This is a genomic window from Halomonas organivorans (assembly GCF_014192055.1).
Classification (GTDB): Bacteria; Pseudomonadota; Gammaproteobacteria; order Pseudomonadales; family Halomonadaceae; genus Halomonas; species Halomonas organivorans.
This window is the reverse complement of record NZ_JACHXM010000013.1, coordinates 1-25,413: the sequence shown is the minus strand read 5'-3', so window position 1 is coordinate 25,413 and position 25,413 is coordinate 1. Positions and strand designations below refer to the sequence as shown.

Sequence of the window (25,413 nt, the reverse complement as noted above, 5' to 3'; positions counted from 1 at the left end):
GGCGTTGCTGGGCGACGGAAAGGACCGTCAGCGCACGATCATCACCGACATCCTCGAATGATGCACCACGTGCTCGGCGTTGGGCCCGAGCACGTAATCGGCGAACTTGCGCTTGTTGTGGGACGCCATGACGATCAGGTCGGCCTCGAGCTTCTTCGCCGTTTCGACGATCGCCTCCCAGGGCGAGCCATCGACGATCACGCTCTGCACCTGAACACCCTCCGGCACGTGCTGCTGGATGAACTCGTGCTGCGCCTTCGTCACCGCCTCGTGGGCCTTGCTGGCGAAGTCCTCGGGGAAATAGGCACCCACCAGCGGCATGCGATAGTCGGGCATCACCGTTACCACATGCAGCGATGCACCGAAGCTCTTGCACAGTGCCAGCGCCGTGGGCAGCGCCTTGGTCCAGGAGGCCTCCTCGTTGAGGTCTACCGGCAACAGGATCTTGCTATACATGGGACACCTCCATCATGCCGAGACCGGGTCGCCGCCGCGTTGGCGGCGCCGGCGCTGCAACATCACCACCAGGCCAAACACCAGGAAGGCGGGGATCCACATCCACTCCTTGGTCCAGCGATCCACTGGCGCCTGCACCTTGATGATCTCCTGATCGAAGTCGAAGCCAAGCTTCGCCGCCTCGCTGCCGTAGGTGACCATATCGACCATCGCCTTGTCGTCCTCGAACCGCAGCATCAGCCCCAGGTTCGCCAGGCGGTCCTCGCCGGTCTCGCCTTCCGGCACCGGCAGGGTCATGTAGGTGGTCATCGGATCCCCATAGGCATCCAGGCCACCAATCTGGATTCGCAGCGTGGACTCGGCATCCGCGTTGCCCAGCGCTTCGACGAACTGGGCCGGCGGCACATCCCGGTAGGGATCATGGATCATGTCCATCCAGAAGCCAGGGCGGAACAGCGTGAAGGCCACCAGCAGCAGCAGCAGGGATTCGTACCAGCGACTGCGGGTAATCATGAAGCCCTGGGTCGCCGCCGCGAAGATCAGCATCGCCACCGTCGCCACCACGAATACCAGCACGCCCTGCAACGGCGAGACGTCGATCAGCAGCAGGTCGGTGTTGAAGATGAACAGGAACGGCAGCGCCGCCGTGCGCAGGCTGTAGTAGAACGCCTGGAAGCCGGTGCGCATGGGATCCCCACCGGATACCGCCGCCGCAGCGAACGACGCCAGCCCCACCGGCGGCGTCACGTCAGCCATGATGCCGAAATAGAACACGAACAGGTGTACCGCGATCAGTGGCACCAGCAGGCCGTTCTGCTCGCCGAGCTGGACGATCACCGGCGCCAGCAGCGCAGACACCACGATGTAGTTGGCAGTAGTGGGAAGCCCCATGCCGAGGATCAGGCTGAGCACCGCAGTGAACAGCAGGATCAGCAGCAGGTTGCCCATCGAGAGGATCTCCACCACGTCCGCCAGCACCAGCCCAACCCCGGTCTGGGAGACGGCACCGACGATGATGCCGGCGGTGGCGGTGGCGATACCGATGCCGATCATGTTGCGAGCGCCGGTCACCAGGCCATCCCAGAGGTCGAGGAAGCCTTCGCGGATATCTTCCGCCAGGTTGCTGCGATGGCGGAAGAACGAGGTGATCGGGCGCTGGGTAATCATGATGAAGACCATGAACACGGTGGCCCAGAAGGCCGACAGCCCCGGCGAGAGCCGCTCCACCATCAAACACCAGATCAGCACGATCACCGGCAGGATGTACTGCAGGCCGACCATCACCGTCGGGCGAGTCTGCGGCAGCTTGTAGACCGGCTCGTTGGGATCGTCGAGCTCCAGCTCGGGGTAGCCTGCGGCCACCTTGAGCAGCCCCACATAGACCGCCGCCAGCAGAACCGCCACCAGCCATGGCGTGGCGTCGCCGAGCACCGGCTTGAGCCAGCCCAGGCCGTAATAGACCACCAGCGCGGTGATCATCATCAGCAACAGGCCAGCCAGGAAGCCCACCACCTTGCGCAGCAGCGGCTTGGGCGGATTGCTGCTCTCCAGCCCCTGCATGTTCGCCTTGAGCGCCTCGAGGTGGACGATGTAGACCAGCGCGATATAGGAGATCAGCGCCGGCAGGAAAGCGTGCTTGATCACCTCCACGTAGGAGATGCCCACGTACTCGACCATCAGGAAGGCCGCGGCCCCCATGACCGGCGGCATGATCTGCCCGTTGACCGAGGATGCCACCTCCACGGCCCCGGCTTTCTCGGCGGAAAAGCCGACGCGCTTCATCATCGGCACGGTAAAGGTGCCGGTGGTCACCACGTTGGCGATCGAAGAGCCGGAGATCAGCCCGGTCATGCCGGATGCCACCACGGCGGCCTTGGCCGGCCCGCCGCGATAGTGGCCGAGCAGCGAGAAGGCGACCTTGATGAAATAGTTGCCGGCCCCGGCCTTGTCGAGCAAGGCACCGAACAGCACGAACAGGAAGACGAAACTCGTCGACACGCCAAGGGCAATGCCGAACACCCCCTGGGTCGTCAGCCACTGGTGATTGATCAACCCCTGCAGGCTGACCCCACCATGAGCCAGGATGCCCGGCATCCATGGCCCGGCCAGGCTGTAGACGAGAAATACCAGGGCCACGATCATCAGCGGTGGCCCCAGGGCCCGGCGCGTCGCCTCGAGCAGCAGCACGATACCGATCACGCCGACGATCACGTCCTGCAGGATCGGCGCGCCCGGGCGCTCGGCCAACTGCTCGTAGAACATGAACATGTAGGCGCCGCAGAACGCCGCCGCCAGGGCCAGCACCCAGTCCATGAGCGGAATGCGATCACGTGGGGAGCGCTTGAGCGCGGGATAGGCCATATAGGCCAGGAAAAGTGCGAAGGCCAGGTGAATGGAGCGCGCCTCGGTGGCGTTGAAGACCCCGAATCCCAGCATGAAGGGAATCGGCGAGGCAATCCACAGCTGGAAGAGCGACCAAACCGCGGCGATGCCGACCAGCAGCTTGCCCGGCGTTCCAGCCGGTTTTCGCGCCCCGGTATCGCTGGAGGCGACCATGTCTTCAAGGTCGACCTCGGCGCCCGGCGCCCTCTTGTTATCTTCAGTCATAAGCGTGCCCTGCCTCTGCGTCGATCTCTCATCGAATGCGTGCGATGCCCACCTGCACCGCAAACGCAAAGCGCGGCCCTCGGCGAGGGCCGCGCATCATTCAGCGAAATACGGTGATCTCAATGAATGGCGATCACTCGATCCAGCCCTGTTCGCGATAGTAGCGCGCGGCCCCTTCGTGAAGCGGTGCCGAGAGCCCCTGGGTCACCATCTCCTGCGGATCCAGGTTGGCGAAGGCCGGGTGCAGCTGCTTGAAGCGATCGAAGTTGTCGAAGATCGCCTTGACGGTCTGGTAGACCACTTCGTCGTTGGTATCGGTATCGGTCACGAAGGTAGCCGCTACGCCGAAGGTCTCGACGTCATCCGGGTTGCCCTTGTAGAGGCCGCCGGGAATCACCGACATGGAGTAGTAGGGATACTCTTCGACGATGCCCTTGATATCGTCGTCGTTGAGCGGAATCAGACGCGAATCCACGGTCGTGGTGGCTTCCTGGATGGCACCGTTGGGGTGGCCGACCACGTAGGCCATGGCGTCGATGTTGTTGTCGGCCAGGGCGGAGGCCATCTCGGCGGCATCGAGCTGAGACGCCAGCGCGAACGAGTCCTCGGTCCAGCCCTTGGCGTTCATCACCACTTCCATGGTGTTGCGCTGCCCGGAGCCCGGGTTGCCGATATTGACGCGCTTGCCTTCCAGGTCATCGAGGGTCTCGATGCCGGAGTCGGCACGCGCCAGGATGGTCAATGGCTCGCCGTGCACGCGGAAAATGGCACGCAGCTTGTCGTAGGGTTCGCCGTCGAAGTTGCCGGTGCCGTTGTAGGCCTGGTACTGGACATCGGACTGCACCACGCCCATGTCCAGCTCGCCGGACTTGAGGCCGTTGATGTTGGCCACCGAACCGCCGGTGGACGGTGCGTTGCACTTGATATTGGCGTCTTCGAGGCGGTTGACCAGGCGACACACCGACTGCCCGACCACGTAGTACACGCCGGTCTGACCGCCGGTACCGATGGTGATGAACTGTTCTTCTTCCTGGGCCATGACCGGCGAGGCGAACATGGCGGCTCCCAGCAGCGCGCCGGAGACGGCGGCGGTGGAGAAAGCATGGCGTTTCATTGACGCACCTCTTTGACGTTGTGGACGAAGCGAGTATCTGCGGTCACTCGTGCAAGACCTTGGGCGGCATAACCGCTACCGACTACTTTAGCGAAAAAACGTCTGTCCGATGAGGATTTTTCCGTCCCTGTCATTTTAGTTGTCATCAACGTTAGGGGCCCGTTTATTTCGACCTGTCGAATGCACCGGGCCCGACACTCAGCCACCTCGAGGAGGGCACGACACCGGTCATCGCCCCCGGGTGGACAGCCCCTACCGGGCCCCATCATAGAGGCAATTCAGAACACCATCAGCCGCGGCAAGCCCTGGAATCGTCATGTGAAGGAGGAGTCACGAGCGACGGGGCGGCTTGCCTGGAGAATCTTGCCAGGCGGCCGTTGAACCCATCAGACTGCAGGTGAGCCCGTGTTTGAATGGAGACCGACATGAGCGCTGCCGCGTCTCACATCGAGTGCCGACAAGGTGACATTGCCCGCCAGGACGACATCGAGGCCGTCGTCAACGCCGCCAACGCGGCGCTGCGCAGCGGCGGTGGCGTGGCCGGAGCGCTGCACCGCGCCGCCGGGCCAGAGCTCGCCGAAGCCTGCCGGCCGCTGGCGCCCATCCAGCCCGGCCAGGCGGTGATCACCGAGGCCTTCGGCCTGCCCAATCGCCACGTCATCCACTGCCTGGGGCCGGTATATGGCGTCGACGAGCCCTCCGACGAACTGCTCGCCGACTGCTATCGCCACGCCCTGGAGCTGGCCGAGCAGCACGGCATCACGAGCATCGCCTTCCCGGCGCTGTCCACCGGGGCCTTCGGCTATCCCGCCGCCGAAGCGGCACGCATCGCCCTGGCCACGGTGCTGGCCATCCTGCCGAGCTGCCCGGCGGTCAAGCGGGTACGCTTCGTACTGTTCGACGCCGCCAGCGCCGAACTGCATCAACGCACCCTGACCGCCCTGGGACGACGCGACTGAACCGCCACAGGGTCACGCCCTTTTGCCCTGCCGCTCGCATCCCGAAGCCCGCAGCCCGCAGCCCGCAGCCCGCAGCCCGCAGCCCGCAACAAGCCTAGACGTTGTAGCCAAGAATGCCGGGTAGCCACAGGGCGATGCCCGGGAAGATCGCCACCAGCGCCAGGGCCACGGCCATGGCAACGACGAACACCATCGCCCAACCCACGGTATGCTCCAGGCGAATCCGCGCCACCTCGGTGGTAACCATCAGGTTGACCGCCACCGGCGGCGTGAACTGTCCGATGGCGATGTTCATCGCCAGCAGGATGCCGAACCACACCGGATTCCAGCCGAAGTGCTGCATCACCGGCACCAGGATCGGCATCATGATCAAGTAGATCGAGATGGCGTCGAGCAGCATGCCGGCCACCAGCACCGCCAGCATGATCAGCACCAGCAACAGCGCGCCGTTGTCCGAGAGCCCGATCACCCACTCCGCCAGATGGCGGAAGGTGCCCAGCATGGTGCCCGCCCAGGCGAAGATGCCGGCCAGGGCGATAATCAGCATCACCACCCCGGAAATCACCGCGGCTTCGCCGAGCAGTTCCCAGAGGTCTCGCCAGCCGAGCTCACGGGTCAGCCACAGGCCCACCACCACGCCATAGGCCACCGCCACCACCGCCGCCTCGGTGGGCGTGAACAGCCCGCTGCGCAACCCGCCAAGGATCAGCACCGGCGCGAACAGCGCCGGGATCGCCTGGCGGAAGCTTGCGCCGAGCGGCGGGCGCTCCACCTCGTCGGGCGCCTCCCAGCCGTTGCGCCGCGACAGCCACCAGGCCGGCAGCAGCAGCGCTGCCCCGGCCAACATTCCCGGGAACAGGCCGGCGGCGAACAGCGCGCGCAGATCCACCCCCGGCACCACGATGGAGTACAGGATCAGCGCCACCGAAGGCGGTATCAGGATCGCCGTGGAGGCCGACGCCGCGATCAGCGTCGCCGAAAAGGGCTTGGGGTAGCCGGCCCGGGTCATGCTCGGCAGCATCACCATGGCCACGGCGGCGGCGTCGGCGGGACCGGAGCCGCTCATGCCCCCCATGATCATGCATACCAGCACCGCCACCAGCGCCAGCCCACCGTGACGCGGGCCGATCAGCGCCTGGGCGAAGCGCACCAGGCGCGCCGCTACGCCAGCGCGCTCGAAGATCAGACCGGTGAGGATGAACAGCGGAATGGCGATCAACGGGTACTTGGCGACGCTGTTGTAGGTGTTGGTGCCAAGCGTCGCCAGCATCGACGGCGACAGTCCGGCGACGATGCCCACCGCACCGGACAAACCCAGCGAGAAGGCGACCGGCACCCCGGCGATCAGCAGGCCGGCGAAGGCCAGCAGCATCCACAGATCAGGACTCATCGTCGAGCCCTCCGCGCAGGCGATCGAGGGTCTGCTGGCACTGACGCCACAGCATCAGCCCGGCCAGCAGCGGCAGCCATACCAGGTACCACCACTGCGGCAGGCCCAGGCCCGGCGACAGCGTTTCCCACTGGTACTCCTGCCAGGCCATCCTGGCACCAAACCAGGTGATCAGGCCCAGCACGACCAGACCACACAGGCCCTGGAAGAGGATCAACAGGCGCCGCGGCCCAGGCGGCAGGGCCCGCTCCAGCAGGCCGATGCGGATATGGCGATGACCGCGCAGCGCCACCGAGGCCCCGGCGAAGGTCATCAGCACCAGCAGGAACACCGAGAATTCCTCGGTGAAGGCGAAGGAGGCGTCGGTGACGTAGCGCACCACCACGTTGGCCAGACTGATCAGGCCGATGATCAGGATGGCCAGGGTCGCGAGCACGCGCTCGAGTCTTGCATCGGGACGTTTCATGACGGGAGTTCTTGACGGAGGGAAATACACGACGTCGCCCGGCCGAAGCCGGGCGACGTCTCACGGAGTGGCGAGCCCCTCAGGGCGCGTCGATGTCGCCGCGGGCGGCCTCGACGATCTCCTCGCCGATGCGCGGCACCCACTTCTCGTGGACGCTATCGGTCGCCTCGACGAAGGCCTGGTACTGGCTGTCGTCCAGCTCGGTGACGGTCACGCCGCGCTCGCGAATCGCCTCCAGCCGACCGGCCTGTTCCTCGCGGGTCTTGGCGATCTCCCAGGCGCCTGCCTCGATGGCGGTCTCGCGCAGCATCTCGCGCTGCTCTTCGGTCAGCGAGCCCCACACCTGGCGGTTGGAGGCGAACACCAGCGGGTCATTCATGTAGTTCCACAGCGTCAGGTGGGTCTGCCCGACCTGGTCGATGCGCGCCACGTCGAACACCGACAGCGGATTCTCCTGGCCGTCCACGGCGCCGGTGGTCAGCGCCGGCTTGGCGTCGGCCCAGCTCATCTGGGTGGGATTGGCGCCGAGAGCGGTGAAGGTGTCCTGGAACAGCGGCGAGCCCACGACACGAATCTTCAGGCCCTCGAGGTCGGCCGGCTCGTCGATGTCGCCGCTGGAGTTCGACAGCTGACGAAAGCCGTTCTCGCCCCAGGCCAGGGGCACCACGCCCTTGTCCTCGATGGCCGAGAAGATCATCTCGCCGGCTTCGCCGCCGGTCACCGCATCCACGGCGGCCTCGTCGGGCAGGAAGAACGGCAGCGAAAAGAGGTTGAGCGCCGGCACCTGCGGCGACCAGTTGATGGTCGAGCCCACCGCCAGGTCGATCAGGCCAGAGCGCATGGCGGAGAACTCGCGGGTCTGGTCGCCGCTGACCAGTTGGGCGTTGGGATAGACGCGCAGGGTCAGTTCACCGTCGGAGCGCTCGGCCACCAGGTCGGCCCACTTCTGGGCGGCCTGGCCCCAGGGAAAGGCATCGGACAGCACGGTGGAGACGGAGAGCTCGCGCGCCTGGGCGGAGAGCGCCGAGGTCAGCAGGGCGGCACCGGCCAGGGTGGCGACGAGTCGGGCGATGGGGCGGGTCGTGGGCATGGCGTGTCCTTGTAGGCCGCATGGCGAGCGGCTATCGGCGTTATCGGTTATTCGCAACCTTCAAATATGCCTGCAAGTCACCCGCCCCGACAAGTGACGCCGCCCCCACCGCGGCCTGCCCGACACAAAATGTATACAAACTATGTTGATGAAGTTCACATAGATGTTTATAACTGTATCCAAGCATTGTCCTCAATAAAGACATCCAGAAACTGAGATAACTGGATACAACAACAAGCTTCGATGTCGTCCATCCGCCCCTCGCGGGCAATCCCCGCCCAGACAGTGCCAGGGCCCGTCACGCGGCTGGACGCTCGACGCATCGACCCGCTCCCACGACAACAGCCAACAACGGAGACTTCGGATGCCTACCAGGACCCAACTCGCCATCGCCACCGCCGCCGCCTCGCTGCTCGCCGCCCAGGGCGCCAGCGCCGCGATCTACAGCACGACCAAGGTCGAGACCCTCTACGGCTGGGACTACGAGGACACCGCCGACGCCGGCTTCGATATCGACAACGAAAAGCACGCCATCCTGACCGTCGCCAACGCTTCCGGATGGACCTACGGCGACAGCTTCTTCTTCGCCGACATCACCAACCTGGACCAGGGCAGCGAGGACGAGCAGGACCACGGCAGCGTCCACGCCGAGTGGAACCTGCGCGGCAACATCGGCAAGGCCACCGGCCTGGACCTCTCCTTCGGCCCGGTGACGGGGCTCTACGTGACCGGTCAGCTGGACATCGACCGCAACTCTTCCACCCGCAAGACCACCCACATGGCCGGCCTCTCCGCCGACCTGGCCATGCCCGGCTTCAGCTTCTTCAAGGTGTACGCCTTCTACCGCAACGACGAGAGCGCCGCCGCCGAGGGCAGCTCGGCACAGTACACTGCGGCCTGGAACGCGCCCTTCAGCCTGGGCGGCGCCGCCTTCACCTTCGAGGGGTTCGTCGACTACATCACCGAGGAGGGCGACCTCGAGGCCCAACTGCTCACCCAGCCGCAGCTGGTCTGGCATGCCACCGACAATCTCGGCGTCGGCCTCGAGTATCAGTACTGGCAGAACAAGTTCGGCCTCGAGGACACCGACGAGTCGCTGCCGCAGGCCATGATCCGCTGGACCTTCTGATAGCGCGATGAATGACCGGCCGGGCGAGTCGCTCCCCGGCCTCGCCCCCGGGCCAGGGACTTCTGCTAAGCTGCGGCTTCATTCCACGACCGATCAAGGAAGAGCCGTGCCACTCAAGGACCTGGCCCTGGGACTGGGCGTCATCGTCATCTGGGCGCTCAACATCATCGTCATCAAGCTCGGGGTGACGGAGCTGCCCCCCCTGCTGCTGACCACCCTGCGCTTTGCCCTGGTGGCCGCCCTGCTGGTTCCCTTCCACCCGGTCCATCGCCATCAGCTGCCTTTCCTGGCACTGCTGTCGGTGACCTTCGGTACCCTGCATTTCGCCATGCTGTTCATCGGCCTGGGCCAGGCCGAGGCCGGCACCGGCGCGATCCTGGTGCAGATGGGCACACCGTTCGCCACCCTGCTGGCGGTGATCTTCCTCAAGGAAAAGCTGGGGGCTCGACGCCTGGCGGGGCTACTGCTGTCGTTTGCCGGCGTGGTGGTGCTGGCCGGCGGCCCGACGCTGCCTGCCCCGCTGCCTACCACCCTGCTGCTGCTCAGCGCACTGGCCTGGGCGGTCTCCCAGCTGCTGATCAAGCAGGGTCCCAAGGTGCCGCCCATGGCGTTGGCCGGCTGGGTGGCGCTGTTCGCCACGCCCCAGGTGGCACTGGGCTCCTGGTGGTTCGAGCATGACCACTGGGCCGCCCTGGCCGAGGCGGGCTGGCGCGGCTGGGGGGCGGTCCTGTATACGGCGGTGATGTCGTCGATCGTCGCCTACGGGATCTGGTACGGCCTGCTGCGCCGCCATCCGGTCAACCGAGTGGTGCCGCTGGTGCTGCTGATGCCGGTGCTGGCGGTGGGGCTCGGCATGCTGCTGCTGGGCGACCCGCTGGGCCCCAACAAGCTGATCGGCGGCAGCCTGGTGGTGGCCGGCATCGCGCTGATCGTGCTGCGTATCGGTAGCCGCCGCAAAGCCCCCGACACGTCATCCTGACGTGTCAGATTCCACCGCAACGCACAACCCGCCGTCGCCGGGCCAGCTGACGCAGTCGCCGGGCACGATTCCCCGCGCCTCGAAGTAGCCGGCGTTGACCTCCAGTGCCGCTCGATAGGAAGCGCTCGGGCGGGTCACCGGGCAGTCCTGGGCCGAGGCCGAGTCGCAGGGCGCCATGCGGTGGATCTCGAGGATACGCCCGGTATCGTCGATGAAGGCGATATCCAGCGGAATGAGGGTCTGGTACATCCAGAAGCCGTTGCGCGACGGCTGTATCCGGTCATAGAGGAACAGCATGCCGGCGTCTTCCGCCAGCTGCTCGCGCTCCATCAGCCCACGGCCGCGCTCGGCCAGGCTGCGCGCCACCTCCACGGTCATGCGCTGCGGCCCTGCCTCGCCGTGCAGGATCAGCGGCACCCGCGACAGGCGCGGCTCCTGGGCCAGGAGTTCACGGCCTCCGAGCATGGCGAATGGCAGCAGCGCCAGGGCCTGGAGCAGTCGGCGTCGGGTCTGGTTCATGACGGTTCTCTCGTTCAGCGGCGAGGCGTGTCGGCAGGATAGACGACGCCTCGGGTCCATGGGGATACGGCGCCTTCGTCAGGCACGGGGAGCGGCCGTGCTGTCCCGAATCACCAGCTCGTAGGGCAGCACGACATGCGAGGCGCCCTGCCCGCGCGCCTCCAGGATATCGATCAGCATGTCGACCGCACGGCGACCGAAGGCCTCGGCGGGCTGGGCGACGGTGGTCAGGGGTGGATCGCTGTAGCGGGCGAAGGCGATATCATCGAACCCGGCCACGGAGACGTCATCGGGCACCGACAGCCCGGCCTGCTTGAGGCGACTGATCGCGCCGATGGCCATCTCGTCGCTCTCGCAGAAGATCGCCGTGGGGCGCACCGTCCGGTCCAGCAGGGTCGTCACCGCCTCGTGCCCGGCCCTTGGGGTGAAATCGCCGGGACACAGCAGCGCATCGTCGGGCACGATGCCGGCGGCCTCCAGGGCGTCTCGGTACCCCGCCACGCGATCGCGGGTCAGCGGGCTGCGCCGGGGGCCCTGGATCATGGCGATACGTCGGTGACCCAGCGCGATGAGGTGCTCGGTGAGAGTGCGCGCCGCCGCTCGATTGTCGATCTTCACCGTCGGACAGGGCGCGTCGTCGAGCACTTCGCAGGCGTTGACCATCGGCAATGCCTGCCCCGGCTCGACGGCATCCTCGGGAAAGGGATTGAAGGCGCGCAGTTGGATGATGCCGTCGGCCTGGCGGGCGGCAACCATGCCCGCATACTGGAGCTCTTCCTCCTCGCGGCCCAGCGTATTGCACAGCAGCACGCCATAGCCCTGTTCCCGAGCCGCCTGCTGGATCCCGGCGATGACCCGGGCGAAGAAGGTGTTGGCAATGGTCGGCACCAGCACCGCCAGGTTGTGGCTACGCCGCGAACGGAACTGCACCGCCATCCGATTGGGCCGGTAGCCCGCCGTCTCGACCGCTTGCAGCACCTTGTCGCGCGTGGCCGGCGACACGATATCCGGCGACTTGAGGGTTCGCGACACCGTGGCCACGGAGACCCCGGCCAACTCGGCCACCTTGCGTATGTTGGACATGCGTCCCCTGTCTTACTGGTTCAATCGCGCCGCGAAACGGGCAACGCGGCGGGCATTACAGCTTATCGCATCCGGCTTTTGCGTCCAGCACACAGCTATCCCGTGTCGTGCCCCAATGTCGCGAACCTCGCCTGTTGGGTAGGCAGGCCAACTCCGCAGCGTCGACGCACTGTACGGGCTGAGGTGTGATGGCATGTCCCTGACCGTTGGCTACTGAAAGCGAGGTGACCATAGCGCTCCCTCATGGTGCCCTACTTCATGATCGGAGGCACCAGAAAACACTGCTTGACTATAGCGCCCCCACGCGGGCCTGAGTCGGATGATAACCATCACTGTACACACCATCACTGTACAAGCAGTCAACTGCCTCACGTGGTGTTGTGATGACACAGGCATCAGGCAAGGAATCGGCCTCTGGCGATACCGCTATGACGGTGAATTCATCCATCTCGGGGAAGGCATCTTTCAACCGCTCATTCAAGGAAACGTCGGTTACCGCTTCAATCTCGTCCATAATCCTTAGCACGCGGCCAGGATCACCACCGTCAAGCGAGCTCTGTAACTCGACACGCGCAAGGTCCATCACATGGTCATTGATCTCAGAAAAATACGCTTCCAATGGTACTTTTCGTTCGACAATATCGCCCTCCATCCCGGTCTTCCGAAACTTCCTATACGCCTCGCGAACGACGCTCTCGGCTTCAGCGATCTTGCTCGTATCGACCTCCCCCGCCATGGACATCACTCGGTGATCACCAGTCAAATTATCCATTCCTGCTCCAAACGCATAGCTGGCACGAAGATGTGTTCGCATCGCATTGAACAAGACACTTTGATCGTCTCCTCCAAGTGCATCGATCAACAATGCATCTTCAATCTCCCCGCCTAGCCGGGTGGGTGGAACTGGCGCCACAAAGGCAAGGCTTGAAACTTCAGCTTCGGGCATATGAAGCAGGATACGTCGCGGCTTGAAATCCGTTTTAACCCCCCTTGCCAAACTCCGCCCCTTCTCCGGCAACCCTTTGAGTAATGAATCGAGCGCTTGACCCGCTGCCTCAGCATCTATGTCGCCCGCCACCGTGACCGCTTCAGGGGTACGAGTAAACGTCTCGGCATGCCAAGCCAGGATGTCATCTCGTGAAAGCGCTTCAAATGCATTCCCTCCCTGTAGAGACAACGCATTACGCAAAGGCTGCTCACCAAGCACCGTCCAGCGAACTGCCTCAAAACCAGCAGCCGCAGGTTGCGAACGTTCTTCATTGACGCTCTGCTCGACGCCATCGCTTATTCGGTTCAACCATGTCTGCCCCAACAAAGGCTCACGCAAGTGGGCATTGGCAATCTCGACCACTTCGCTGATGTCCTCACGCTCAAAGACCAATTCACCTACGATATGGTCGCTAGCCACACCATAGAGATTCCCACCTGCATTCAAGTCGGCCCAACGCTCACCGACATCACCCGCCGGATACCCCTGAGCACCACCGGCAAGCATCAATTCGGCACCCACCAGCGGCGCCGCCTTATTGGTATCTTCGCGGTAAGCCCAGTCGGTAGGCCAAGCAACATGAATGGCAACATCATCTTCAGGCACATGAATCAAGGTGTAGGAAATCCCACCAGGGCTGAGTTCGCTGCTGGCAGTAGGAGTGCCTTCATTGCTGACTTCCGAAGAGCAGGCAGCTAGGCTGACAATCACGGCAGCCGGCAGGATCCATCGAATCATTAGAATCTCTCCTCAGGGCCGATGAAGGCAGCGGCGGTTCGCCCTTCCCCGGCTATTTCGTTGAGTAAGGTATTGATCGTTTGGTACGAAAGGTTGTGCTGGAGGCGCTTCACGTCAGAGACTTGTAGCGGTTTGCGAAGTGCGGAGACTCGGTCGAGAACATAGCCAGCCATCCAGCGTGCACTTTCATCGCTGTCATCCCAGTCAGGCCAGAAATGCTCAAAGCGGCTGAAAACGCGGTGGTAGGTCTCCTCAGGAATTCCTGAGGCGGCGATCTCAGCAAGCTTTTCCTCAAAGGCGACTCGCACATAGGAAAGTGACGCCTCACGGTCTGGTGCGGCAGTAAAGCTTAGCTCAACATGACGCTCGTCGATTGGCCAGATTTGTATATCAAAACGGCGTGCGATCGAGGCATCGAAGCGCAAGGGGCCAGCTAATCCCCCCGGTAGGTTGGTATCGAGGATATCCCGCAACAGCGTTGCATGCGCCTCAAGCAGGTCAAATTGCACAGGCTCGGGCAGCTCAACCACTCTTCGAAATGTCAAGCGCGGAGATGCATCCGCCTGGGGATAGCGCAGCATCGCCTTGGCAGGCGGGGCCAGTTCAAAGGTTGGCGGCACGATATCAGTATTCTCTTTTTCCAGCCCAGGCCAGTCAACTTTTTGCAATGCTCGGCTAACCTGCCGCTCGCTTACATCGCCGACCACCACCAGAGTGGCATTATCCGGTTGATGCGTAGCCTCGTGCAGCGCCCGAGCCTCATCGTAATCCAGCGCCCTGATATCGCCCGGTGTACCAATCACCGAAGATGCAATGGAATTACCAGCATAGAGGAACGCATTCATCGCTTCTGCCGCTTGTGCATCCGGTTTATTGACGGTTTGATGCTCGTATTCACGCAGGATGATATCGCGCTCTTCTTCAGCAAATTCAGCAGGAATCCCCAAAGGGTGAAAAAGGCCAGACAGGTTTTGCAGTATATCTTCCAGATCGTCAGGCTTACCGGACAGCCAATAACCGGCAGCATAGCGATTCGTCCAGGCATTGGAGTGCCGATCAGCGCTTCGCTGTTTGCCACCGACTGTATTCAGCCAAGCGAGATGCTCGACATAATGAGCCAACCCAGGAGCTGGATGGCCATGACCAACAATGACGTGGACCTGAACCTCCCGCGCATCGGTACGTTGGACATAGACGTCATGCTCCTGCCCCCCAACGCTGTCCACGAGGAGCCAGACGATCATGAAAAAGACGATGCCTGCGGCCACTCCTGGCAACCAATGGAAACATGACCAAAACTTTCTGTAGCCAGCCATCATTCCACATACCTGTCAATCAGCCAATAAGACATCCAGAATATCACCATAAAAACCAGGAGATGAATCCCCTCAGCCATCGGGTATCCGGTTCCCAAAGGGCGACATTGATAAATCAGCACCGAGGAATAACCACAAACAGCCTTGCCAAAAAGACCTTAATCACAATCTCCTGCTTATGCAGCCCAACGCAGCCAATGAGAAGCCGTTCGGCTATAAAGGCACAGGCCTCGCGTCCCTCCGCAACATCACCTCGCGGTGCGAAATAAGCCGCTATAGCGCATACACTGTTTAGCGCGCAAGGAATCAGAGAGCCCTCGACTCGAAAGCTTCCATTAATTAAACTAGCCGGCGGATTACTTTGATTTCCCTCAAGGTCACAAGAGACAGCTTCCCCGACATCCGTTCCTTGATATTCAGCATCATTGAACAGGAAGTGTTCTATGTTGTTTTTTCTAGTGAACGTCTCTACGCAAAAAGGAGCAACAACATCTCTGTAACACTCATGTCGAGATTTCGATGCGCTTATCAAATGAGCTTGATCAGCATGACAGGCGGAGGTCACACCTTGCACTTGGAACGAGTTCAACCCATGAGGTCCAGGCCAGTAAGAACAGGTATGCATTATCACTCTCCTTCATTCTTCCTTGAACAAACGAGATCTACAACATCAAGACATTGCTTAGATTTTTATTCAGCACCACAGCCAAACACGAAAACAAAAGCTAGCACTTCTATAATAAACATTCAATAATTTACTAATATATTTTCCGATCAACACCTCGAACTTTTACTAGAGAAGAAAGAAAACGCTAAATAAGCGATCTTCGACGAGTCTCGTAGGACTTGACTGACAGGTTCTGCAAAGTGCCTCCACCATGCTGTCTCATGCTGCAGAGAAACGAACGGATGTCTTGAACCGAGCGGCTCCCCGTAACGACCTGCTTCAACGCGCCAGCGTTGCCTGATGGCTGTCAGGGTTATTCCCGGCCTTGCCCGGAGTCGTCATCAAGGTGAGGGATAACTGACGATAAGCCGAGCGAACGGAACTGCACCGCTATCCGATTGGGCCGGTAGCCCGCCGTCTCGACCGCTTGCAGCACCTTGTCGCGCGTGGCCGGCGACACGATATCCGGCGACTTGAGGGTTCGCGACACCGTGGCCACGGAGACCCCGGCCAACTCGGCCACCTTGCGTATGTTGGACATGCGTCCCTTGTCTCACTGGTTCAATCGCGCCGCGAAACGGGCGACGCGGCGGGCTTTCCGGCTTATCGCATCCGCCTGCCGAGTCCAGCGGCCACCGCCGACTAGAGCTCCCTTATCCAGATGTTGCGAAAGCTCACCGCCGCATCGTGATCCTGGAGATAAAGCGGCGCGCAGCCGTGGGCCTCGTCGTAGGAGGGTGCCCCGATCCACTCGGTGGTGCCCTGGATCGTGGCGTGATGCTGCACCAGCACGCCGTTGTGCAGCACCGTGACGTGGGCCGGCGTGTCCAGCTCGCCTCCATCGTCGAAGCGTGGCGCGGTGTAGAGGATGTCGTAACTCTGCCACTCGCCGGGCTCCCGGGAGGCATTGACCAACGGCATGTGCTGCTTGTAGATCGAGGCCGCCTGGCCATTGGCGTAGGTAGGATTGTCGTGGGAATCCAGCACCTGGATCTCGTAGCGCTGCTGCAGGAAGACGCCGCTGTTGCCGCGATCCTGGCCGTCGAAACCGTCGATATCAGCCGGGGTGCGCCATTCAAGGTGCAGCTGGACGTCGCAGAACGCCTCCCGGGTGCGGATGCCGCCGGCGCCAGGCACCACCGTCATGGCACCGTCCTCGACCCGCCACTCGGCCGGCCCGCCCTCCTCGCCTTCCCAGGCGGACAGATCCGTGCCATCGAACAGCACCACCGCGTCCGACGGCACCCCGCCGGCCGGCGCCGCCACCACCGGCGGCACCGGCGCCCAGACCTCCGTTCTGGCCGCTCGCTCGGCGTCGCTGAGCTCGTCGGCCTGGGCAGCGGTCGACGCCAGGGCGGCCAGCCCGGTCATCAGCACGCCGGTGGAAACTCGCTTGTACATAGGATGTCTCCCTATCGCAGGTGAAACGCGCGGGCGAGACCGCCCGCACTCGGGTGGGCTCTGATGCGCTCAGGTCGTCGCCCAGGCCGGCTCGCCGGGCTCGTAGGCAAGGTTGCCGTCATAGTGGCCGGGCACGGCCACGTAGCGCAGCACCTCGGTGGCGCCGACCTTCGAGGTGAAGAAGCCGAACAGGGTCAGCTGCTTGATCAGAGTGAAGCCCTGGGGCTCGCTTTGCGTCTCCACCTGCGCCCGAGCCTCGCTTTCCATTCGCGCCCGAGCCTCGCTTTCCATCCGCGCCCGAGCCTCGCGGTCCAGCGCGGCGACGACCTCGCCGCGGCGCGGCGCGTCCAGGGCCAGGAAGCCGACGCCGTGGGCCGCACGGCTGTGCGCCTCGACCCGGGCGATGCCGTCGCGAAACCGCGCCTGCTGCTCGGCGGTATAGCAGTCGCGCACGAACACCCGCATGAAGTCGCCGACCTCGGCGTCCTTGGCGCCAGGGGTGTCGGTGCGCGGTAGCAGGGTCTCGGCCACTTCATCCAGCAGGCGCACGTCCTCGTCGGTCAGCACGGCCTCGGCCCGGCCGCTGGCGAAGGCCGTCAGGGCCTGGCCGCCGACCAGCGCGGTGCCGGTGGCGGCGGCGATCATCTTGAGCAGTTCGCGGCGATTCATGCCAGGTTCCCCCTCTTCAACTCGCGCACGGCGTGGTCGACCGCACGGGCAGTCAGCGCCATGTAGGTCAGCGATGGATTGACGCAGGACGACGAGGTCATGCAGGCGCCGTCGGTGACATAGACGTTGGGCGCGTCCCACACCTGGTTGTGGGCGTTGAGCACCGAGGTGGCGGGATCGCGTCCCATGCGCGCGGTGCCCATCTCGTGGATGCCCATCCCCGGCGCGTAGTCGCCCTCCTCGGGCGTCACGTTCTGCACCCCGGCGGCCTCGAGCATGTCCACCGCGTCCTGGACCATGTCGCGGCGCATGGCGCGCTCGTTGTCGCCAAGCCCGACGTCCATCGCCAGCACCGGCAGCCCCCAGGCGTCGGTGACGCCGTGGTCCAGCGAGATGCGGTTGGCGTGTCGCGGCAGCATCTCCCCGAAAGCGGTCATGCCGATGCTCCAGCCGCCCGGCTGGCTGAGCGCCTGCTTGAGCTCGGCGCCGTGGCTGACCTCGGCGACCTCACGATCCCAGCGCTCGCGACTGGCCGAGCCCTGATAGCCGAAGCCGCGCAGGTAGTCGCGGCGGTCGTCGCCGACGTTACGAAAGCGCGGAATGTAGAAGCCCGCGGGGCGTCTCCCGAAGTAGTAGGTGTCCCGATAGCCCTCGATCTCGCCGCTGGCGCCGGCGCGGAAGTGGTGGTCCATGACGTTGTGACCGAGCTCCCCACTGCTGCTGCCGAGCCCGCCCGGCCAGACGTCGGTGGCCGAGTTCATCAGCACCCAGGTGGAGTTGAAGGTGGAGGCGTTGAGGAACACCACGTCGGCGGTGTACTCGTAGGTCTGGCCGTTCTCGGCGTCCAGCACCTCGACGCCCCGGGCGCGGCCGCGGTCCTTGTCGTAGAGCACCTGGGTAACGATCGAGAAGGGCCTGAGGGTCAGGTTGCCGGTGGCCATGGCCACCGGCAGGGTCGCCGACTGGGTGCTGAAATAGCCGCCGTAGGGGCAGCCCAGCCAGCACTTGTTGCGGAACTGGCAGTTGACCCGGTTCTGTTCCGGCTTGGGCTGGGTGATGTTGGCCACCCGGCTGTGGATGAGATGGCGGCGGCCGCCGAAGGATTGCTCGAGGCGCGCGGCCACATCCTTCTCGACCCGGTTGAGCGGAATCGGCGGCAGGAACTCACCGTCGGGCAGGATATCCAGTCCCTCGCGGGTCCCGGCGATGCCGGCGAAGCGTTCGACGTAGTCGTACCAGGGCGCCAGGTCCTCGTAGCGGATCGGCCAGTCGACGGCCACGCCTTCGCGCTGGTTGGCCTCGAAGTCCGCCGGCGACCAACGGTAACTCTGGCGGCCCCACAGCAGCGAGCGGCCGCCCACGTGATAGCCGCGGAACCAGTCGAAGCGCTGGCGTTCGACGTAGGGATTGGCCTGCTCGTCGGCCCACATGCCCAGGGTCTGCTCGTTGAGCGGATAGTCGCGGCTGAGCACCGGGTAGTCCGCCTTCATCTGCCGGGTCGGCTCGCCGCGGTGCGGATAGTCCCAGGCCTCCTTGTGGGCGTTGTGGTAGTCCTTGATGTGCTCGATGTTGCGGCCGCGCTCCAGCAGCAGCACCTTGAGTCCCTTCTCGGTGAGCTCCTTGGCGGCCCAGCCGCCGCTGATGCCCGAACCCACCACGATGGCGTCGTAATGATGATCTGCCACGATCGGTCTCCTTGTCCTTTGCCTGTCCTGTTCGCGCCTCACCCTATGCCGGCGTCACTCGGCGTCCGCCGACACCAGTGCCTCACTGAGGAATCGATGGCCCTCGGTCAGCACCGCCTGGGCATCCTTCGGCTGGTCGTGTTCGATGACGTAGACCTCGACGCCGGCCTCGCGGGCGGCGGGCAGGATCTCGTCCCAGTCGAGGACGCCCTGGCCGACGATGGCGAAGCCGCGCTGATCCTCGGCGGTACCGGCCGGGGCATTGTCCTTGGCGTGCACGGCAAACAGCCGGCCGTCGAAATGCTCGAGGTAGTCGGCCGGATCCCGGCCGCCGCGAGCCACCCAGGCCAGGTCGACCTCGCCCAACACCTCGGGCCCGGCGGCCTCCATCAGGATTTCCAGCGCCGTGCGGCCGTCGAAGGTCTGCATCTCGAAGTCGTGGTTGTGGTAGGCCAGGCGCATGTCGTCCTCGGCGAGTCGGTTGGCCAGGCCGCCGATCTCCTCGCCGAGCGCCTGCCAGCCCTCGGCACTGCCGGGGCGCGCATCCTCGGCCAGGTAGGGAATCACCAGGGTGTCGTTGCCGATCGCCTGGTGGAAGGCGACGACGTGGTCGAGATCATGGCGCAGATCCTCGAGGGGCACGTGGCTCGAGACGACCTCAAGATCGTGGCGCGCCAGCAGGGCATTCATCTCGTCGGCCTCGATGCCCTGGTCGCCGACCAGTTCCACCAATTCGATGCCGGCGCGCTCGACGGCCGCGAACTGCTTCTCCAGCGAGCCGAAGTCGCGCAGGGTGTACATCTGGGCGGCCACCGCCTGGTCCTGTGCCTGGGCGTAAGCCAGGCCCGGGGGCGCCAGGGCAGCCCCCAGGCAGGCGAGCAGTGCGCGGCGGCGAAAGGCGGCGAGCGGGCGTGTCGTGTTGTTGTGCATGAGGCGTGTCTCCGTGTCGTTGAGGGCTCGATGACGAGCCATGACCGCATCCAGCAGCCATGTAACCGGTTACACTATTTAGGTCATCACCCTTCGTGCCGCAATAGAGCAACCCATCCATCACTACCCTCGCGACAGCATCGATCGCCCTGCGAGCCCCGGCACAGCGGCGTATGCCCGCTTCTCCCCGCGAAGACTAGACATTGGCCGCATAGCCTTTGGTCGCATTGCTCGATCCAGACGCCGTGCTCTATTTTTCAGAACAATAAATGTAACCGGTTACATAACGCTTGTTCACTCACGATCCAGGAGCAAACGATGTCCCCTACTCCGAGAGTCCGCCTGGGCATGGTCGGCGGCGGCGAAGGCGCCTTCATCGGCCAGGTCCATCGTCTCGCCGCTAACCTCGACGGCCACTTCGAGCTGGTCTGCGGCGCCTTCAGCCGCGATGCCGACAACAACGCCCGCACCGGCGCCGCCTGCGGCGTAGCGGCATCGCGCCTGTACGCAGACTGGCAGAGCCTGCTGAACGCCGAACGCGCCCTGCCCGCCGACCAGCGCATGCAGCTGCTGGTGATCGTCACCCCCAACCACCTTCACGTGCCGATCGCCGACGCTGCCCTCGCCGCCGGCTTCCACGTCTTCTGCGAGAAGCCCGCCGCCCTGTCGCTGGACGAGGCCCGCGGCCTCGACGCCACCTGGCGCGAGCACGGCGGCCTGTACGGCCTGGCCCACACCTACCTGGGCTATCCGATGGTGTGGCAGGCCCGCGCCATGGTCGCCGCCGGCACGCTCGGCCGGCTACGCAAGATCCACGTCGAGTATCCCCAGGGCTGGCTCGGCGAGACCCTCGAGACCCAGGGCAACAAGCAGGCCGGCTGGCGCACCGACCCGGCCCAGGCCGGTCCCAGCGGCTGCATGGCCGACATCGGTACCCACGCCTTCGGCCTGGCCGAGTTCGTCTCCGGCCAGCGCGTCGCGTCGCTGTGCGCCTCGCTCGGCAGCCACGTCGACGGCCGTCGGCTGGACGATGACGGCGACGTGCTGCTGCGCACCGCCGAGGGCGCCAGCGGCACCCTGATCGCCAGCCAGGTCAGCACCGGCGAGGAAAACGCCCTGAAGCTGCGCCTCTACGGCGAAGACGGCGCCCTGGAGTGGCATCAGATGGAGCCCAACAGCCTGATCCACCGCTCCCGCGGCGCGCCGATGCGCGTGCTGCGCGGCGGCATCGACCAGCCGGAGCTGGTCGACGCGGTCATGGCGCGGCTGCGCCTGCCCGGCGGCCACCCCGAAGGCTACCTGGAGGCCCTGGGCAACCTGTATCGCGACACCGCCTCCGCCATCCGGCGCGGCGATCGCGGCGACATCGCCGGCGTGCCCGGCATGGCCTCGGGGCTGCGCGGCATGGCCTTCATCGAGGCGGTCACCCAAAGCCAGGCCGGCGGCAGCCGCTGGACCGACCTGCCCTCCACCGACTGAACGGGAGCCTTTCATGAGCGACACGCCTTCCGGCATCCGCGGCCCGGCAATCTTCCTGGCCCAGTTCATCGGCGACGAGGCGCCCTTCGACAGCCTCGACGCCATCGCCCGCTGGGCCGCCGACCAGGGCTACCGCGGCATCCAGCTGCCGACCCACGACCCGCGCTTCATCGACCTCGAGCGCGCCGCCGAGAGCCAGGCCTACTGCGACGAACTCAGGGATCGCTGCGCCGAGGCCGGCGTCGAGATCAGCGAGCTCTCCACCCACCTGCAGGGCCAGCTGGTGGCGGTCCACCCGGCCTTCGACGAGCTGTTCGACGGCTTCGCCCCGGCCCAACTGCACGGCGATCCCGCAGCCCGCACCGAGTGGGCCATCGCCCAGCTCAAGCTGGCGGCGAAGGCCAGCCGGCGGCTCGGGCTCAAGGCCCACGCCACCTTCTCCGGCGCCCTGCTGTGGCCCTTCTTCTATCCCTGGCCACAGCGCCCCGCCGGGCTGGTCGAGGAAGGCTTCGCCGAACTCGGCCGGCGCTGGCGGCCGATACTCGACGCCTTCGAGGAGGCCGGGGTCGACCTGTGCTATGAGATCCATCCCGGCGAGGACCTGCACGACGGCGCTTCCTTCGAGCACTTCCTCGAGGCCGTGGATCATCACCCGCGGGCCAGGATTCTCTACGACCCGAGCCACCTGCTGCTGCAGCAGCTCGACTATCTGGGCTTCATCGACCGCTACCACGAGCGCATCGGCATGTTCCACGTCAAGGACGCCGAGTTCACCCCCGACGCACGCAGCGGCGTCTACGGCGGCTACCAGGGCTGGGTCGATCGCCCCGGACGCTTCCGCTCGCTGGGCGACGGCCAGGTGGACTTCAAGGGCATCTTCAGCCGCCTGACCCGGTACGGCTACGACGGCTGGGCGGTGCTCGAATGGGAGTGCTGCCTGAAGGATGCCGCCCAGGGAGCCGCCGAGGGTGCGCCCTTCATCGCCGAGCATCTGATCACCCGCGCCGGTCGCGCCTTCGACGACTTCGCCGGCCGCGAGGCCAGCCCGGCCCGCAACCGCCGACTCCTGGGGCTGGCGCGCTAGCGCGCCGCCCCGACAGGGCCGTGCCACAAGACTCATAAGAACGAGCCTCACAACAAGGAAAACGCCATGACACTGCTACGCTCACGTCTCAGCCTGATGATGTTCCTGCAGTTCTTCATCTGGGGCGGCTGGTTCGTCACCCTGGGCACCTTCCTGGCCAGCAACCTGGAAGCCAGCGGCGGCCAGATCGGGATGGCCTTCGCCACCCAGTCCTGGGGGGCGATCATCGCGCCCTTCATCATCGGCCTGATCGCCGACCGCTACTTCCGCGCCGAGCGCCTGCTCGGGGTGCTGCACCTGCTGGGCGCGGCGCTGATGGTCGGGCTCTACCTGGCCGAGGACTTCGCGGCCTTCTATCCGCTGGTGCTGGCCTACATGATCCTCTACATGCCGACCCTTGCGCTGGTGAACTCGGTCTCGTTCCACCAGCTGCGCAACCCGGCCACGGAGTTCGCCCGCATCCGCGTGTGGGGCACCCTCGGCTGGATCGTCGCCGGCCTCGGCATCAGCTACGTATTCGCCTGGGACTCTGCCGACGGCATCGGCGAGGGCCTGCTGCGTAACACCTTCCTGATGGGGGCGATCGCATCGCTGGCACTCGGCATATACAGCTTCACCCTGCCCGCCACGCCGCCCAAGGCCAGCGGCCGGGTCGGCCTGCGTGAGGTGCTGGGCCTGGACGCCCTGTCGCTGCTCAAGGACCGCAACTACGCAATCTTCTTCGCCGCCTCGGTGCTGATCTGCATTCCGCTGGCCTTCTACTACCAGAACGCCAATCCCTTCCTGGCCGAGGTCGGCGTGGCCAATCCCACTGGCAAGATGACCCTGGGACAGGCCTCCGAGGTGCTGTTCATGCTGCTGCTGCCGCTGTTCATCGGCCGCTTCGGCATCAAGAAGACGCTGCTGATCGGCATGCTGGCCTGGGCGCTGCGCTACGCGCTGTTCGCCTTCGGCGACGCCGAGGGGCAGCTCTACATGCTGCTGCTGGGCATCGCCCTGCACGGCATCTGCTACGACTTCTTCTTCGTCACCGGGCAGATCTACACCGATTCCAAGGCCGGCGAGCAGTTCAAGAGCGCCGCCCAAGGCATGATCACCCTGGCCACCTACGGGGTCGGCATGCTGATCGGCTTCTGGATCGCCGGGCAGGTCACCGACCATTACACCCTGGCCAGCGGCGGCCACGACTGGCAAGGCATCTGGCTGTTCCCGGCGGCGTTCGCCCTGGCAGTGCTGGTGCTGTTCCTGATCGCCTTCCGCGAGCGTCGCGCCTCGGCCGGCACCGAGGCAGCTTCCTCCAGGGCCTGACGCCGACCCGCCCCGCCGCCGGCGGAGCCACCAATGACAACGGCACCGCCGCGCCTCCTTCCGGGGGCGCGGCGGTGCCGTTTCTCGTCTCGCTGGCGATGACCGAACGGCCGCCGCTCAGGCCTGTTCCGGGGTACGCCCCAGGATCGACATCAGGTCGATGCGCGCCTCACGAGGGCTCAGGTCGAGCAGCGACTCCAGGCCATGAAGGTGGTCGTGGATGGCCCGGCGGGACGCCTCGGCTTCGCCGTCCGCCAGGTGCTCGAGCAGCCGGTCGTGCTGGCCGTCCTGATAGCAGGACGCCAGCCCCGAACGCTTGTAGAGGGCAACCACGATGGACGTGCGCAGCACCAGATCGGTGAGCATGCCGCCCAGCACCCGATTGGGCGACTGCTCGGCCAGCAGGTGGTGCAGGTTCAGCGAATGCTCGATGCGCGCCGGCTCGTCGCCGCGGCGATAGGCCTCGCTCTCCTCCCGCGCCTGGACCTTGAGCGCGTCCAGGGTCTCCGCGGACAGCCGGCCAGCCAGCAGCGCAACCACCTCACCTTCCACCAGGCGCCGGGCCTCGAAGGTCTCGCGGGTCTCCTCGATGCTCGGCGCTCGCACCCGGGCCACCTGATTGGGGCGCTGGTCGACGACGTGTTCGGAGGCCAGCCGGGTCAGGGCCTTGCGCACCACCGACCGGCTGACGCCGAACACCTCGCCCAACGTCACCTCGGGCAGCTTGGTGCCCGGCGGCAGGCGCTGCATCAGCACCGCGTGGCGCACCTTGTCGGCGATGTCGCGGTCGCTGACGCGTCCGCCGGCCTTGATCTCGGCCTGCATCTCCTCGTGCCAGGCATGGCTCATGACATGGTTCTCCCTGATGGTCTCGCCGAACTGTCGCATGTTTCAGAATAGCTGGCTACAGCGGTATCTCATTATTGTATACAAAATGACCCCGGCCGTCAGCGACGATCGGGGTCAGCGAGCAACGGCATCGAACGGAGCAATGAACCGAGGCCGAACCAAGTGGGTTTACACCACTAGCCGGCGCGATGGCTCTCGTTCACATCGAGGATCTTCAGGGTGTTGGTGCCGCCGTGGGCGTTCATGTGATCGCCGCGGGTGAGGATGACGTGATCGCCCGGCTCGGCGATGGCACGCTCCACCAGCAGCGCCATGGCGCGGTCGTTGAGTTCGGCGGCATCCATCTCGCTGGTGTCGAAGGGCAGCGAGATCACCCCGCGATACAACGCCATGCGCCGCTGGGCGACGGGGTTGTGGGCCAGCCCGACGATCGGCAGCCCCGAGCGGATCCGCGAGGCGATCAGCGGCGTGTAGCCGGTGGACGTCATGCAGGCGATGGCCGCCACC

23 protein-coding genes are annotated in these 25,413 nt (G+C 64.9%); 6 read left to right on the top strand and 17 right to left on the bottom strand.

What is annotated here, in order from left to right; translation table 11 throughout:
- Positions 1–27: 27 nt before the first annotated feature.
- The 3 genes from FHR96_RS13195 to FHR96_RS13185 all read right to left on the bottom strand — a co-directional run bounded on the left by FHR96_RS13195 (position 28) and on the right by FHR96_RS13185 (position 4,177).
- On the bottom strand, positions 28–456 hold the full coding sequence (locus FHR96_RS13195; protein WP_183388153.1) for a universal stress protein: 429 nt from the start codon (positions 454–456) through the stop codon (positions 28–30).
- A gap of 12 nt (positions 457–468) precedes the next feature.
- Complete coding sequence (locus FHR96_RS13190; RefSeq protein WP_183388152.1) at positions 469–3,063, bottom strand: TRAP transporter permease; 2,595 nt, start codon at positions 3,061–3,063, stop codon at positions 469–471.
- A gap of 133 nt (positions 3,064–3,196) precedes the next feature.
- Positions 3,197–4,177 (bottom strand): TAXI family TRAP transporter solute-binding subunit, encoded by a 981-nt coding sequence (locus tag FHR96_RS13185; RefSeq protein WP_183388151.1) that lies wholly within the window; start codon positions 4,175–4,177, stop codon positions 3,197–3,199.
- 425 nt (positions 4,178–4,602) lie between these two features.
- On the opposite strand from FHR96_RS13185, the gene FHR96_RS13180 reads away from it, so the two are divergent.
- Positions 4,603–5,136 carry a macro domain-containing protein gene (locus FHR96_RS13180; protein ID WP_183388150.1) on the top strand — a complete coding sequence of 178 codons (534 nt, stop codon included), beginning with the start codon at positions 4,603–4,605 and terminating at the stop codon, positions 5,134–5,136.
- Positions 5,137–5,230: 94 nt separating this feature from the next.
- Here FHR96_RS13180 and FHR96_RS13175 read toward each other — a convergent pair whose 3' ends face one another.
- From FHR96_RS13175 to FHR96_RS13165, 3 genes are all read right to left on the bottom strand, one after another.
- Positions 5,231–6,526, bottom strand: a complete 1,296-nt coding sequence (locus FHR96_RS13175; protein WP_183388149.1) for a TRAP transporter large permease — start codon at positions 6,524–6,526, stop codon at positions 5,231–5,233.
- The gene (locus tag FHR96_RS13170; RefSeq protein WP_183388148.1) at positions 6,516–6,992 is read right to left on the bottom strand and encodes a TRAP transporter small permease; all 477 of its coding nucleotides are present in this window, start codon (positions 6,990–6,992) and stop codon (positions 6,516–6,518) included. Before FHR96_RS13170 ends, FHR96_RS13175 begins: the two co-directional genes overlap by 11 nt.
- A 79-nt stretch (positions 6,993–7,071) precedes the next feature.
- Positions 7,072–8,082 (bottom strand): DctP family TRAP transporter solute-binding subunit, encoded by a 1,011-nt coding sequence (locus FHR96_RS13165; protein WP_183388147.1) that lies wholly within the window; start codon positions 8,080–8,082, stop codon positions 7,072–7,074.
- Positions 8,083–8,446: 364 nt separating this feature from the next.
- On the opposite strand from FHR96_RS13165, the gene FHR96_RS13160 reads away from it, so the two are divergent.
- Together FHR96_RS13160 and FHR96_RS13155 are read left to right on the top strand one after the other, a co-directional pair.
- Positions 8,447–9,211, top strand: a complete 765-nt coding sequence (locus tag FHR96_RS13160) for an outer membrane protein OmpK (protein WP_183388146.1) — start codon at positions 8,447–8,449, stop codon at positions 9,209–9,211.
- Positions 9,212–9,317: 106 nt separating this feature from the next.
- Positions 9,318–10,190, top strand: a complete 873-nt coding sequence (locus FHR96_RS13155) for an EamA family transporter (protein ID WP_183388145.1) — start codon at positions 9,318–9,320, stop codon at positions 10,188–10,190.
- On the opposite strand, the gene FHR96_RS13150 is transcribed toward FHR96_RS13155, so the two are convergent.
- From FHR96_RS13150 to FHR96_RS13110, 9 genes are all read right to left on the bottom strand, one after another.
- Positions 10,182–10,709, bottom strand: a complete 528-nt coding sequence (locus FHR96_RS13150; RefSeq protein WP_183388144.1) for a DUF192 domain-containing protein — start codon at positions 10,707–10,709, stop codon at positions 10,182–10,184. The genes FHR96_RS13155 and FHR96_RS13150 overlap by 9 nt on opposite strands.
- A 78-nt stretch (positions 10,710–10,787) precedes the next feature.
- A complete protein-coding gene (locus tag FHR96_RS13145; RefSeq protein ID WP_183388143.1) occupies positions 10,788–11,792 on the bottom strand; it encodes a LacI family DNA-binding transcriptional regulator in 1,005 nt (334 codons plus the stop codon).
- Positions 11,793–12,081: 289 nt separating this feature from the next.
- Positions 12,082–13,518: a M16 family metallopeptidase gene (locus tag FHR96_RS13140; protein WP_183388142.1), complete on the bottom strand. Its 1,437-nt coding sequence runs from the start codon at positions 13,516–13,518 to the stop codon at positions 12,082–12,084.
- Positions 13,518–14,837 (bottom strand): M16 family metallopeptidase, encoded by a 1,320-nt coding sequence (locus tag FHR96_RS13135; RefSeq protein WP_183388141.1) that lies wholly within the window; start codon positions 14,835–14,837, stop codon positions 13,518–13,520. The genes FHR96_RS13140 and FHR96_RS13135 overlap by 1 nt, the downstream gene beginning before the upstream one ends.
- 977 nt (positions 14,838–15,814) lie before the next feature.
- Positions 15,815–16,042, bottom strand: coding sequence for a LacI family DNA-binding transcriptional regulator (locus FHR96_RS22690; protein ID WP_246392938.1), 228 nt, complete (start codon positions 16,040–16,042; stop codon positions 15,815–15,817).
- Between the two features lie 101 nt (positions 16,043–16,143).
- Positions 16,144–16,902: a 3-keto-disaccharide hydrolase gene (locus FHR96_RS13125; protein WP_183388140.1), complete on the bottom strand. Its 759-nt coding sequence runs from the start codon at positions 16,900–16,902 to the stop codon at positions 16,144–16,146.
- A gap of 69 nt (positions 16,903–16,971) precedes the next feature.
- Positions 16,972–17,571 carry a gluconate 2-dehydrogenase subunit 3 family protein gene (locus FHR96_RS13120; protein WP_183388139.1) on the bottom strand — a complete coding sequence of 200 codons (600 nt, stop codon included), beginning with the start codon at positions 17,569–17,571 and terminating at the stop codon, positions 16,972–16,974.
- Positions 17,568–19,256: a GMC oxidoreductase gene (locus tag FHR96_RS13115; protein ID WP_183388138.1), complete on the bottom strand. Its 1,689-nt coding sequence runs from the start codon at positions 19,254–19,256 to the stop codon at positions 17,568–17,570. The genes FHR96_RS13120 and FHR96_RS13115 overlap by 4 nt, the downstream gene beginning before the upstream one ends.
- Positions 19,257–19,310: 54 nt before the next feature.
- Positions 19,311–20,186: a sugar phosphate isomerase/epimerase family protein gene (locus FHR96_RS13110; RefSeq protein ID WP_183388137.1), complete on the bottom strand. Its 876-nt coding sequence runs from the start codon at positions 20,184–20,186 to the stop codon at positions 19,311–19,313.
- A gap of 318 nt (positions 20,187–20,504) precedes the next feature.
- Here FHR96_RS13110 and FHR96_RS13105 point away from each other — a divergent pair, with 318 nt between their 5' ends.
- From FHR96_RS13105 to FHR96_RS13095, 3 genes are all read left to right on the top strand, one after another.
- Complete coding sequence (locus tag FHR96_RS13105; protein WP_246392937.1) at positions 20,505–21,665, top strand: Gfo/Idh/MocA family protein; 1,161 nt, start codon at positions 20,505–20,507, stop codon at positions 21,663–21,665.
- Positions 21,666–21,678: 13 nt separating this feature from the next.
- Positions 21,679–22,749 (top strand): sugar phosphate isomerase/epimerase family protein, encoded by a 1,071-nt coding sequence (locus FHR96_RS13100; protein WP_183388136.1) that lies wholly within the window; start codon positions 21,679–21,681, stop codon positions 22,747–22,749.
- A 66-nt stretch (positions 22,750–22,815) separates the two neighbouring features.
- On the top strand, positions 22,816–24,057 hold the full coding sequence (locus tag FHR96_RS13095; RefSeq protein ID WP_183388135.1) for a nucleoside permease: 1,242 nt from the start codon (positions 22,816–22,818) through the stop codon (positions 24,055–24,057).
- A 117-nt stretch (positions 24,058–24,174) separates the two neighbouring features.
- Here FHR96_RS13095 and FHR96_RS13090 read toward each other — a convergent pair whose 3' ends face one another.
- Positions 24,175–24,906, bottom strand: a complete 732-nt coding sequence (locus FHR96_RS13090; RefSeq protein WP_183388134.1) for a GntR family transcriptional regulator — start codon at positions 24,904–24,906, stop codon at positions 24,175–24,177.
- Between the two features lie 176 nt (positions 24,907–25,082).
- On the bottom strand, positions 25,083–25,413 hold a 331-nt coding region (locus tag FHR96_RS13085), incomplete at its 5' end, for a pyruvate kinase alpha/beta domain-containing protein (protein ID WP_281378399.1).

Coding starts and splice junctions, on each gene's coding strand:
- FHR96_RS13165 (WP_183388147.1), bottom strand. CDS start 8,082: ATGCCCACGACCCGCCCCATCGCCCGACTCGTCGCCACCCTGGCCGGT.
- FHR96_RS13100 (WP_183388136.1), top strand. CDS start 21,679: ATGAGCGACACGCCTTCCGGCATCCGCGGCCCGGCAATCTTCCTGGCC.
- FHR96_RS13120 (WP_183388139.1), bottom strand. CDS start 17,571: ATGAATCGCCGCGAACTGCTCAAGATGATCGCCGCCGCCACCGGCACC.
- FHR96_RS13170 (WP_183388148.1), bottom strand. CDS start 6,992: ATGAAACGTCCCGATGCAAGACTCGAGCGCGTGCTCGCGACCCTGGCC.
- FHR96_RS13150 (WP_183388144.1), bottom strand. CDS start 10,709: ATGAACCAGACCCGACGCCGACTGCTCCAGGCCCTGGCGCTGCTGCCA.
- FHR96_RS13145 (WP_183388143.1), bottom strand. CDS start 11,792: ATGTCCAACATACGCAAGGTGGCCGAGTTGGCCGGGGTCTCCGTGGCC.
- FHR96_RS13140 (WP_183388142.1), bottom strand. CDS start 13,518: ATGATTCGATGGATCCTGCCGGCTGCCGTGATTGTCAGCCTAGCTGCC.
- FHR96_RS13185 (WP_183388151.1), bottom strand. CDS start 4,177: ATGAAACGCCATGCTTTCTCCACCGCCGCCGTCTCCGGCGCGCTGCTG.
- FHR96_RS13135 (WP_183388141.1), bottom strand. CDS start 14,837: ATGATGGCTGGCTACAGAAAGTTTTGGTCATGTTTCCATTGGTTGCCA.
- FHR96_RS13175 (WP_183388149.1), bottom strand. CDS start 6,526: ATGAGTCCTGATCTGTGGATGCTGCTGGCCTTCGCCGGCCTGCTGATC.
- FHR96_RS13125 (WP_183388140.1), bottom strand. CDS start 16,902: ATGTACAAGCGAGTTTCCACCGGCGTGCTGATGACCGGGCTGGCCGCC.
- FHR96_RS13095 (WP_183388135.1), top strand. CDS start 22,816: ATGACACTGCTACGCTCACGTCTCAGCCTGATGATGTTCCTGCAGTTC.
- FHR96_RS22690 (WP_246392938.1), bottom strand. CDS start 16,042: ATGTCCAACATACGCAAGGTGGCCGAGTTGGCCGGGGTCTCCGTGGCC.
- FHR96_RS13195 (WP_183388153.1), bottom strand. CDS start 456: ATGTATAGCAAGATCCTGTTGCCGGTAGACCTCAACGAGGAGGCCTCC.
- FHR96_RS13105 (WP_246392937.1), top strand. CDS start 20,505: ATGTCCCCTACTCCGAGAGTCCGCCTGGGCATGGTCGGCGGCGGCGAA.
- FHR96_RS13180 (WP_183388150.1), top strand. CDS start 4,603: ATGAGCGCTGCCGCGTCTCACATCGAGTGCCGACAAGGTGACATTGCC.
- FHR96_RS13110 (WP_183388137.1), bottom strand. CDS start 20,186: ATGCACAACAACACGACACGCCCGCTCGCCGCCTTTCGCCGCCGCGCA.
- FHR96_RS13160 (WP_183388146.1), top strand. CDS start 8,447: ATGCCTACCAGGACCCAACTCGCCATCGCCACCGCCGCCGCCTCGCTG.
- FHR96_RS13090 (WP_183388134.1), bottom strand. CDS start 24,906: ATGAGCCATGCCTGGCACGAGGAGATGCAGGCCGAGATCAAGGCCGGC.
- FHR96_RS13190 (WP_183388152.1), bottom strand. CDS start 3,063: ATGACTGAAGATAACAAGAGGGCGCCGGGCGCCGAGGTCGACCTTGAA.